General features: G+C 69.3%; 9 protein-coding genes. 6 read left to right on the forward strand and 3 right to left on the reverse strand.

Going from position 1 to position 10,950, the window contains the following annotated elements; translation table 11 throughout:
- The coding region (locus ACAM49_RS35125) for an amidase (protein ID WP_369639848.1) at nucleotides 1-1,216 on the reverse strand (1,216 nt) is incomplete at its 3' end.
- A gap of 515 nt (nucleotides 1,217-1,731) precedes the next feature.
- On the opposite strand from ACAM49_RS35125, the gene ACAM49_RS35130 reads away from it, so the two are divergent.
- Both ACAM49_RS35130 and ACAM49_RS35135 read left to right on the forward strand, forming a co-directional pair.
- Nucleotides 1,732-2,418 carry a GNAT family N-acetyltransferase gene (locus tag ACAM49_RS35130; protein ID WP_369639849.1) on the forward strand — a complete coding sequence of 229 codons (687 nt, stop codon included), beginning with the start codon at nucleotides 1,732-1,734 and terminating at the stop codon, nucleotides 2,416-2,418.
- 118 nt (nucleotides 2,419-2,536) lie between these two features.
- Nucleotides 2,537-3,061, forward strand: a complete 525-nt coding sequence (locus ACAM49_RS35135) for a hypothetical protein (protein ID WP_369639850.1) — start codon at nucleotides 2,537-2,539, stop codon at nucleotides 3,059-3,061.
- A gap of 14 nt (nucleotides 3,062-3,075) precedes the next feature.
- Here ACAM49_RS35135 and ACAM49_RS35140 read toward each other — a convergent pair whose 3' ends face one another.
- On the reverse strand, nucleotides 3,076-3,552 hold the full coding sequence (locus tag ACAM49_RS35140; RefSeq protein ID WP_369639851.1) for a hypothetical protein: 477 nt from the start codon (nucleotides 3,550-3,552) through the stop codon (nucleotides 3,076-3,078).
- A gap of 149 nt (nucleotides 3,553-3,701) precedes the next feature.
- On the opposite strand from ACAM49_RS35140, the gene ACAM49_RS35145 reads away from it, so the two are divergent.
- The 4 genes from ACAM49_RS35145 (at nucleotide 3,702) to ACAM49_RS35160 (ending at nucleotide 10,583) form a co-directional block, all read left to right on the forward strand.
- The gene (locus ACAM49_RS35145; RefSeq protein WP_369639852.1) at nucleotides 3,702-7,487 is read left to right on the forward strand and encodes a BTAD domain-containing putative transcriptional regulator; all 3,786 of its coding nucleotides are present in this window, start codon (nucleotides 3,702-3,704) and stop codon (nucleotides 7,485-7,487) included.
- A gap of 96 nt (nucleotides 7,488-7,583) precedes the next feature.
- Entirely contained in the window at nucleotides 7,584-8,240 is a 657-nt protein-coding gene (locus ACAM49_RS35150; RefSeq protein WP_369639853.1) for a CHAP domain-containing protein, read from the forward strand.
- A 156-nt stretch (nucleotides 8,241-8,396) separates the two neighbouring features.
- A complete protein-coding gene (locus ACAM49_RS35155; protein ID WP_369639854.1) occupies nucleotides 8,397-9,623 on the forward strand; it encodes a hypothetical protein in 1,227 nt (408 codons plus the stop codon).
- A 231-nt stretch (nucleotides 9,624-9,854) separates the two neighbouring features.
- The gene (locus ACAM49_RS35160; RefSeq protein WP_369639855.1) at nucleotides 9,855-10,583 is read left to right on the forward strand and encodes a DUF1906 domain-containing protein; all 729 of its coding nucleotides are present in this window, start codon (nucleotides 9,855-9,857) and stop codon (nucleotides 10,581-10,583) included.
- Here the strand turns inward: ACAM49_RS35160 and ACAM49_RS35165 are convergent, their stop codons facing one another.
- Complete coding sequence (locus ACAM49_RS35165; protein WP_369639856.1) at nucleotides 10,584-10,946, reverse strand: hypothetical protein; 363 nt, start codon at nucleotides 10,944-10,946, stop codon at nucleotides 10,584-10,586.
- Nucleotides 10,947-10,950: the final 4 nt, after the last annotated feature.

The following is a 10,950-nucleotide window of genomic DNA, read 5'->3' on the forward strand; positions in this document are numbered from 1 at the left end:
GGTCAGGGTTGTGGTCGTGAGGGAAGGCGGGTGTCGGGGTGATCGGGGCGACCACGGCGTCGAATTCGGTGAACAGTTGCCGCCAGGCTTGGCGGTGGAGTTCGCGACGGTTGGTTGCCTCGAGCCAGCCGCGGTGGCTCATCACCATGGCGCGCAGCAGGTCGGCATCCAGGCTCCGGTCGTCCGGGCTCAGCGCGGCGGCGCGGGTCTGCAGTTGCTCGTACGCGTCGACGGGGAACCGGGCGACCGAGCCCGAGAACAATAGCTGGCGGTAAAGCCTTGCGGCTTCGGCCAGATCGGGGAGCAGGGGGCTGCGGCGTTCGACGCGGGCGCCGCTGTCGGACAGGGCGTCGGCCACTCGGTTGACGGCCGCTCGCACAGCGGAACCCGTTGGGATGAACGGGTGGTCGTCGAGGACCAGGACTCGGAAGTCGGCGAGGCGGTCGTGGCGGGCGGGCGGCAGGGTCAGCTGGTAGGCCAGGCCGTGGGTGAGAGGGTCCGGTCCGGCCATGACATCGAGGAGGAGGGTTAGGTCGCGGGCGGTGCGGGCCATCGGACCGGCCACGGCGAGGTCGAGTTCGGTCGGGAGGGCCGGGGCAGGCGGGGCGATCATGCCGCGGGTGGCCACCAGCCCGACCGTCGGCTTGTGGGCGTAGATGCCGCAGAAGTGGGCCGGGGTGCGCAGGGAACCGGCCAGATCGGAGCCGATCGACAACGCACCGAAGCCGCAGGCCAAGGCCGCGGCCGAGCCGCCGGAGGAGCCGCCCGAGGTGCGGGTGTGGTCCCACGGGTTGTTGGTGGTGCCGTGGATCTCGTTGAAGCTCTGGATATCCTGCAGGCCCAGCGGCACATTGGTCTTGCCGAGGATCACCGCCCCGGCGGCCTTCAGTCGCGACACCTGAAGCGCGTCCTCCGCCGGAACGAAATCCTTGTGCTGCGGCATGCCCCAGGTCGTGGGCAGCCCCGCCATGTTGTAGGACTCCTTGACCGTCACCGGAATACCGAGCAGCGGCCGGTCCTCGCCCCGGGCGCGCGCGGCGTCGGCGTCGCGTGCGGCGGCCCGGGCCCGGTCGAAGTCCGGCACGCAGATCGCGTTGATCGCCTTGTCGTCGCGCTCGATGCGGGCGATCGCCTCGTCGGTCAGCTCCACCGAGGTCACTTCACCGGCACGCAAGGCAGTCGAAAGCTCTTCGGCCGAACGAAAACTCCATTCCATGAATTCGACGTTAGGGGTAGGCCGCGGAGGGCATAAAATACCGCCGCGCACAACGTCTGAGTCGGTTGGGAATCGTGGTCCGAAGATCGATTCGGGGCGGCGCTCGCGGGTGCCGATCGGCGGATGTTGCTGGACCGCGTGGCCGGACGCTTCGCAGCGGTGTGGAGCCGAGTGGACAGGACCCGCCGCGGGCGCCGACAGGGGAGATAGGAATACCTTCCAGCGCATAGGTATTCGGGCTTTCGGGGGCCGGGCGCAGGTGTCGCCCGAGGGTTGCGGGAGGCCTCGGCGGAGGCGGCTGAGCGACACCTGTGAAACGCCCGCGCGACGCGCGGAAAAGCGCGTGAAATTTACATGCCGCCTGCGGCGCGGTGCGCTGGTGTTCCGCTATCGTTCATCCCACTATCCGATGCTGCTACTGGCGCGCCAGGGCTGGTTCGTCGATTCCGGAGCGTGTGGCCGGGGCGGCCATTGCCTGACGCGAGCCCCCGACCGACTTGAAAGATCGAGGGAACGTGCCCGTACCCGTAACTCTGACCGGCCGTCTGGTACGGCTGGAACCCCTTGCGCCGCAGCATGCTTCGGGTCTTGCGGAGGCTGCCGCGGGAAATCGTGACGATTACGCGTTCACGCCTGTCCCACACGGTGCGGACGAGGCGCTGGAATACATCGCTCAGGCCCTGTCCGGGCATGCCTCCGGGACCTCGCTGGCCTTCGCCATCATCGCCGTCGCCAGTGGCCGGGTGCTGGGCTCGACCCGGTTCACCCGCTTCGACTATTGGCAAGGTCCGGTGGTCTGGCCATTGGTCCACGGCATGCCCAATGGGGACCCGCTGCTCGCGGTGCCCGACGCCGCCGAGATCGGGAACACCTGGCTGTCCCGGGAGGCCCGCGGCGCGGGCATCAACCTGGAGTCCAAGCTGCTGTTGCTGCAGCACGCCTTCGAGGTCTGGCGGGTGAAGCGCATCGCCATGCGGGCGGATGTGCGAAACCTGCGCTCCCGCATGGCCATCGAGCGGCTCGGCGCCACCAGCGACGGCGTCCGGCGGGCGCATTCGCGCGGGCTGGACGGCGAGGTGCGCAGCACCGCCTTCTACTCGATCCTCGAGGACGAGTGGCCCACTGTCCGGGCCACCATCGAGGGTCAGCTGGCGGCGCAGCCGGCCCGGCAGAGCAACCGCGGGCGGCTGGTCGGGGCGTAGAATTCCGGGTGTTGCAACGGTCGGGCGTCGAGGAGAGACCTGTCCGAGTCTGGTGACTCGACGCACCGGCACAACTCGGATAACGACGCCCGCAACCTCTCCTGCCTAGGAGCGGCGCATGCCCGACCCGACATACACCAAGGTCTGCCTCTGCGACAGCACGTCCGGATCTCCGGTGCTCAGTCTCTTCCTCGTCCCCGAACCCCGCGTTCCCGGCGCGAGCGTGCTGCACCTCGTCGAGCAGACACCCCTGTCCGCCAGATCGATTCCGCGCCCGAACCCGCATCTGGTCGACTGGCTGCAGGCCCACGGCTCACCCGCCATCCGCACGCGCTTCCTCGCCTTCGGCGCGGGGCGGCACGATCCGCGCGGGGTGCACGCGGTGCTGCACGATCACTTCATCGCCGATCCCGGGCCGATCGGATTGGACATGGACGATCCGGACGAGATGACGCGGCTGGCCCTGCTGCCCGAACACTGGCTCGGCCCGCGCCGCATCGACGACTTCCACGATCACGCGGTGCGCGCCGCCATGCTCGCGGTGTATCGGCACTTCGGCGTGGATCGGCGCATCCCGCTCATGTATCACGGCTACGCCGAACCCGAGGACGGCTGGTTCGAGGTGCCGGCGGCCCAGGCCTGAGTCGCGTATCCGATTCAGTCGAACGGCACCACCGTCAGCAGCCACCACGGCCGCCGCGGTGACTGGAACTCGAAGGTCTGCACATACATCCGGCGTTCCCTGCGCGTCTCCGGATCGTTCATCAGCACCGTGCGCTCGCGCGGCGGCAGCGGCGTGACCGCGGTGTCCCACAGGCGATCCCAGTCGGGGGAGCGCCGCGCCAGATTGACGATCTCCTCGACCCGCTCCGGGTTCAGCCCCGGCGCCGCGGCCCGGAAGGCCGAAACCATCACCTGCGCTTCGGCTTCCCAGTCGCCGAGCCGGTAGCGTGCCATGGGTTCGAGCAGGATGGCGGTCATGAGATTCGCGCCCGGGCCGGTGCCGGGGAAGAGCCGGCGGAAGGCGTCGTTCGCGGCGACCACGTCGTAGCCGCCGTCGTGCAGGCAGGCCGGATGCGGAAGACTGTGCAGCACCGTGAGATCGGCGTCCGGCGGCGGAGTGGAGTCGAACACCCTGGGCAGTGTGCGGGACAACTCTTCACAGCGACTTCGTATCGAGTTAAGCCGGATCACAAGACAGGGCGGTCTCGCAGAATTTCTGTCATATTGAGAGCGCTCTGTTTGGTTTTATTCGAAGTTGGGTACGGGGGTCGCACGGCGACATGGCGCTCATACGCATCGGGGTGCTGGGACCACTGCACATCAGCATCGATGGAACACGGGTGCCTCCGGGCGCGCCCATGCAGTGCGCGGTGTTGGGACGGCTGGTCGCGGCCGGTGGCCGGGTGGTGCCCACCGAACGGCTCATCGACGATCTCTGGCACGGCGACCCGCCCGCCAAAGCCGTTGCCGCGCTACAGGTCTACATCCACAATCTGCGCCGGGTCTTCGAACCCGACCGGCCGCGGCGGGCGCATTCGCGGATCATCGTGTCCGAATCCCACGGTTACGCGCTCAATCTCGAGCCGTCCCAAGTGGATTCCTGGCACTTCGAACAACTGCTGCACGGCCACGAGGCCGCCATGCGGGACCCCGCCGGACGACCCGAACCTCTCGAACAGGTGCGGGTGCTGGACGCCGCGCTGGCCTGCTGGCACGGCGCGGCCTTCGAATCGTTCCCCGGAATGCCCTGGGCGGCACAGGAAACCGCGCGCCTGCTGGCCCTGCGCCTGACCGCCGCCGAACTGCGGGCCCAGGCGGCGCTGGAACTGAACCGGCCCGCCGAGGTGGTACTGGCGCTGCGGCCCATTCTCGAGGAGCATCCGGGCCGTGAGGAGTGCGCGCGGCTGCTGGCCGTCGCGCAGTACCGACTGGGACAGTCGCTGGACGCGCTCGCCACCGTGCGGCGCAGCCGCGAATTCCTGACCCTGGAATTCGGCGTGGATCCCGGTCCGGGACTGCGGGATCTGGAAACCGCCATCCTCACGCACTCGGTCGACACCGAGACCGCGGCGCCGCCCGCGCCCGCCAAACCCGTCGAGCCCGAACCCCGGCCGGACCCGGAACCCTTGCCGGACACCGGATATGCGCCCCAGCGCGCGGCCGTGCTGGCCGCCGCCGACACCGCGGCGGCCGGGCAGGTACGCCTGGTGTGGCTCTCCGGGGAGGCCGGGGCCGGGAAGACCACCCTCGCCACCACCATCACCCAGCACCTGGGCGATCGCGGCTGGACCACCGTGTTCGGCCGCTGCCCCGAGGTCGAATCCGCCCCGCCCGCCTGGGCCTGGGCCGAGGTGCTCACCGGCCTCGACGCCGCCGACCCCGAAACCTTCACCGCCGCCGACGCTTTCACCCTGGCCCGGCGCGTGGTCCGCTCCTGCCGGGAGCGCTCGACCGGGACGCCCATCGCCATCGTGCTCGAGGACGTGCACGGCGCGGACACCGCCACCCTGCAGGTGCTGCGGCAGGTCGTGAACTGGCTGCGCGACCGCCCCATCCTCATCGTCGCCACCCTGCGCGGCACCGAGGCGGGCGCGGGCGTCCGCGACACCGCCGCCGCCCTGGCGCTTTTCACCGCCGACCGCATCGACCTCGACGGCCTGGACATGGCGGGCACCCGCCGCGCCGCGGCCGCCGCCGGACTCACCGAACTCGACGACCGCACCATCGAACTGCTGCGCCGCCGCACCGGCGGCAACCCGCTGTTCGTGCGCGAACTCGCCAAACTCGTTGCCACCCAGGGCACCACCGACGCCCTGCCCGACAGCGTCCGCGACCTGCTGGGCCGCCGCATCGCCCAGCTCCCGCCGGATGTGGTGGATCTGCTGCGGCACCTGTCGGTCTGGGGCGAGGACAGCGATATCACCACCCTCGCCGCCTCCGCCGACCGATCCACCGACGCCGTCATCGATCTCATCGCGACCGCCGAATCGGCCCGCCTGCTGCGCACCGACCGCGCCGGCCGCATCACCTTCGACCACGCCCTGGTCCGCGAAACCGTCTACTACGATCTGCCCACCCTGCGCCGCACCCGAATGCACTGGGCCGCCTTCGAATACCTGCGCCGCGACCCCGAACCGAGCCGCTACGAGCCGGAACCGGGCGACAGCGCGTCGGCCGACCCCCGAACGGACCTGACCGGTCGCGAAAGGGGATCCGCCGCCGGTGCCGGGACGAAAGGCGCGCCGGGCGCGGATCTCGCCGCGGGCGTGGGAAACCGCGTGCTCAACGCGCTGTGGGGCGCCGACCACCTGGTCGCGGCGCTGCTCGGGTCGCCACGGCCCAAGGCCACCCGCCGTGACGGTCGGGCGCTGTCGGCCTTGCGGGGAGCCGATGAGGTGGCTGCGGAGCGAACCGGCGAAAAGGCCACGGCCACAACGACGACCGAGCCGGTTTCCGACGCTGACACGGCCGAAGTTGTCGGCGGCGAGCCGGGGCATGAAAATTCGGCACTCCCATGGAATCCGGCGCGGGACGATGTCCATGTCCCGCACGGGCGGGACATCGACGCGCTGGCGCATCACGCCGCCCTCGGAGCCGACACCGAAACCGCCACCGTGGCATTGCCTTACGTGCGGGCGGCGGCCCGCCGGTGTGTGGAGCGGCGCATGCGCGCCGATGCGGTCCGGCGTTGGCGCTCCGTTCTGGCATTGCACGAGCTGGCCGGGCATCCGGGGGAGTCGGCCGCGCTCGCGGACCGGCTGGCGGTGCTGGAGGCGCGTTGTGAACTGGTGGTGGCGCTGGCCTACGACGGGCAGCACATCGCGGCGCGGGCGGCCCGCGAGCAGGCGCTGAACCTAGCCGAATCCATCGGCGGGACCGGGCTGCTCGCGCATGCGGCCACCTGCTGGCCGACACCGCTGATCTGGTCGGTGCACGATTGGCACACGCCGGATCCGAGAATCCGGGAACCGCTGCGCATCGCCTCCTCCGATCCGGAGCTGCCGGTGCGCACCCGCGTGCACCTGCACGTCACCGCGGTATTCGACCGGGCCATCGAGGATCCCTCGGCGGCCCGCATCATCGCCGCGCAGGCCATGGCCCTGGCCGCGCCCCTCGGCGATCCGGACCTGCTGTGCACGGTCATCAACGCCCAGGCCTTCGCGGCGTTCGCGGCCGGCGGATTCCTGCGCGCCCACGATCTGAGAAGGCATGCGGCGCAGCTGCTTCAGGTGTCCACCGAGGCCGAGCTCACCGAATTCCGGGCGCTCGCACACTATCTGCTGTTCCGGGCCACCCTGGCCGACGCCGATCTGATCGCCGCCGCCGACCACGCCCGCGACGCCGGCGCCTACGCCACCGACGGACAGCTGCGGCACCTGCTCGACGCCATCGCACCCTTCGGCATGGTGCTGGAACTGTTGCGCGGCAATCCCGATGACGTCCGGCGGCTGCTCGCCGAGGGCTCGTCGGACCTCGACGATCTGGTGGCGCATTCCGGGGAGGGCGAGGCCGAACTGAGCCGTGACCCCAACGCCCTGCACGTGGGCATCGCGGTCTCCCTCGGCTGGCTGCGCAACGATATGTCGGAGTACCTGAACGATCTGCGCGAACGCACCGCTATCAAACCCGAACTGTTCGTGCACGGATACGCGCTGGCCCTGGTGCACTCCGGCCGCGCGGAGGAGGCCCGCCGGGTGCTGGCCGCCGCGCCCCCGCTGGCCCCGCAGTTCTGGTCCACCTTCACCGCGGTCAAGGCCCGGCTCGCCATCGCGCTGGAGGATCCGGCCGGGGCGCTCGCGATCTACCGGCAGCTGCTGCCCTACTCGGGCACCTTCTGCGGACTGGAGACCGGCGCGTCGGTGCTCGGGCCCATGGACTACATCCTGGCCGAACTGGCCGCCTATCTCGGCGATCACCAGCAGGCCGCCGAACACCGGGCGGCCGCCGAGAGGCTGCAGGCCCGGGTGCAGGCCGACCTGGTGGAACTCGCGCACCCGGGCGCGGGGCTGCTGCAGGCCAGCCGCCTCGGGCCGATGGGCCGCAGCCGCCTGGTGCGCCGATCGTGAAGAAATTGTGGAGATCTGCGGAGACCGGAACTCTCTGATCTCGGGCGACGTCCTACCTGATAGGGCCGATGGACGGCCGGAAACGGGGAGGATCGAATGACAGACGAGCTGGAGCACACTCCACGCCCTCGCCGCCGCTGGCTGGTGGTGAGCACCGTTGCGCTGGTGGTGATTTCGGCGCTGAGCGTCGGGGGCGTGCTCGGCGTGCGGTACTGGCAGCAGCACCGGCACGAGGTGCCCTACGGCCCGCGCGAGATGGACGGCCGTCTGCTGCACGATTTTCCGGCCGTCGACACCACCGGATTGAGCGCTGAGCAGGCACAAGTGGTGGAGATCCTGCGCGAGCAATTCGACGAACAGTCCGGCCGCGACAAATACTCCGAGGGCATTGCCGAACCCTGGTGCGCGGACTTCGTCAGCTGGGTGATGCGCGCGGCCGGACAACCTTTGAGCAATCCGAATTCCGGCTCCTGGCGTATTCCTGGCGTCTACACCCTGGAGGAGTACTACCGGGGACAACACCGTTTCGAGCAGGCCAACAACGGATATCTACCGCGGGTCGGAGATGTGGTGATGTACTCCGATTCCAGCGTCTTCACCCAGCACACGAATATTGTGATTGCCGTAGATTCGGATACCATCACCACGGTAGGTGGCAATGAAGCCGGGGAATCCGGTGGAGTGGCCATCCACAAATTCCGCCCATCCGGCACAACGGGGCTGGTCGGATTCGGGCGATTGGGAACACGCTGATTCCACATTCTGGAAACACGCGGGGCGGGGTGTACTCCTGAGCGCACCTTCCGCTTACGATGGTTTCGGCGGCGCCCGGCAGCGTCGTCGATCGATCCCTGTCCTGCTGCCCCCTCATCGGCAGGACAGGGGTCCCCGCCCGACGAAAGAAGCTGGATGACGTCGTCCGACGAACCGACCTGGATCGATTACGCCGAATTCGGCGAACGTTTCGTGGCGGCGGCGGTGACGGAATCCCGGATCGAATCCGCGGTCTCCGGTGTGGCGGGACGGGGGATCACCATCGGGCCCTTCGGAATCGGTCCTGCCGGACTCGCCCGCTTCGTCGCCAAGGGCAGCATCGGCAAACCCACCGTCATCCGGCGCGGGCCGCACGTGCACTTCGACGTCATGCTCCCGGTGAAACTGCGGGTCGACGTCACCCTCGGCGGGCAGCGGCTGCGGCTGGAGGCGGTCGTCGAGATCGACCTCACCATGCACGCCCGCACCGCCGACCCGCTGCTCATCGTCATCGACATTCCCCCGGTCACCGGCCGCGACGTCAGCTTCGTCATGCGCGCGCAGGCCATCGGCACGGCATGGGAACTGCTGCTCAACCCGATCGCGCAGCTGGTGCAGCGCGAGGTCGCCAACCGCATCAACGCCATTCTGGCCGACCCGGATTCGCAGCGCGGGCGCACCTTCGACGTCGAGGCCATCCTCAACAAGACCAACTCGCCCTACCGCGGGCGGCCCACCCACGACTGGATCGGCTACGACGAGTTCGGCCGCCGCTTCTTCTCCCGCATCGTCACCGTGGAGCGGGTGCAGGAGGTCGTGGAATCCATGGCGGGCAAGCCCATCGAGGTCGGCCCGATGCGCACCGGACCGGGCAACAAGGCCGAGGTCTGGGTGCAGGGCAGCGTGCGCCTGCCCAAGGTGGCCGAGGCCGGACCGGTCACGCCCGCGGCCCCGCCGGAGCCGCGGATCGCCGAATTGCCCAAGGCCGCGGCCGAATCCGCGCAGGCGGCGCAGGCGGCGGCCGGGAACCACGACCACGATCCCGCCCTGGTGCGCTTCGACCTCACCATTCCGGTGAGCCTGGACATCTCCGTGGACGTGCTGAAGACCAACCGCTACAAGGCCGAGGTGCAGGTGCCGGTGGCGCTGACCGCGCGGGCCGCGGAACCGCTGCTGATCGTGATCGACGCGGTGCCGCCGCGGGCCGGGGACATCGACCTGGACATGACGGCCGAGGGCTGGCGGGCCGCCGCGCTCGGCAAGATCGCGGGCATGCGCAAGCAGATCGCCGCCCAGGTGGCCAATGTGGTGCGCACCGAGGTGGCCGACGTGTCGCGTCGGACCATCGATGTCGGTGCGCGGCTCGAGTCCACGCGCGTCTGATAGCTGCAGTTTTGCTCCTTCCCGGGTGCTGCCCGGCTTCACCTGCATGTGACATATGGTGCCGCTGTGCCCGATGAGTCTGGCGATTCCAATGTGAATATGGTGAAATGAGGGCACGTTCAGGGCTCCCGGCGCACGGATGATCTTGTTGTTCATCGGGGAAGGTGCGCCGGGCACGCCGCTTTTGTTCGACATGTTCGACCAGTGAGTGTGCGCGCGAAGGAGCCCGAGATGCGTTCTGCCCATGTCAATCGACGGAACTTCCTATCCGGCGCAACGGCTCTCGCCGCCGGAATCACCGCCGGACTGGCCCTCCCACCCGCCACCGCCAACGCGAAGAAGCAGTCGCTCGGCACCCTGCTCGACTACGCGGGCGGCGTGCCCTCACCCCGCTCCATCAGCGACGACGGCCATCTCGGCGTCATCCGCTACGTCTCCGACCGGCGGCCGGGCGCGGAATGGATGGAAGGCAAACCCCTGCTGGCCCGCGAGGTCGACGCGCTGCGCGCCGCGGGCCTGTCCGTGGTCTCCTGCTACCAGTTCGGCAAGGGGCCGACCGCCGACTGGCGCGGCGGCTACGAGGCCGGATTGCGGCACGCCGCACGGGGTTTGATGCTGCACAAGTCCGCGGGCGGGCCCGACAGCGCACCGATCTACGCCTCGATCGACGACAATCCGGACGACGAAGAATTCGAGAAGATGATCGACCCGTACCTGCGCGGCTGGGAGACGGTCATCGGCCGCGAGCGCCTCGGCGTCTACGCCAACTCGCCGACCATCGACAACATCAGCGACGCGGGCCTGGGTTCCTACTTCTGGCAACACAATTGGGGCACCCCGAAGGGCTACGTCCACCCCGGCGCCCACCTGCACCAGTTCGAGATCGACAAGCGCGAAGTGGGCGGCATCTCCGTGGACGTCAACAACGTGCTGGCCCCGCAATACGGCCAATGGTGGTAGTTACGTCTGGCAGTGGCAGGTCGGGTCCAGAGCCAGATCGGGTTCCTCGGGGACCACGCGCAGCGTGAAGTGGCGGTCGGGTTCGTCCTCGTCGCCCCGGCTGAAGCTCTGCCGATCTCCGGTCCAGGAGAATAGCGACCAACGCGACAGGCCCGAGAAGGCCGATCCCAGGCTGCCGAACGACGCCGAGGAGATGATGGAGCCGAACGAGCCCACCGACCCGATCGACAGCACCGAGCCCACGCTGCCGATCGACAGGATCGAATAGGCCGAGCCGATCGACAGGATCGATCCCTCCGAGCGAATCGAGAGGATCGATCGGCGCGAATGCAGTCCCCGCACAGGGTGAGTCACAGCGGCCATGAGT

Source organism: Nocardia sp. JMUB6875, from assembly GCF_041154655.1.
GTDB lineage: Bacteria > Actinomycetota > Actinomycetes > Mycobacteriales > Mycobacteriaceae > Nocardia.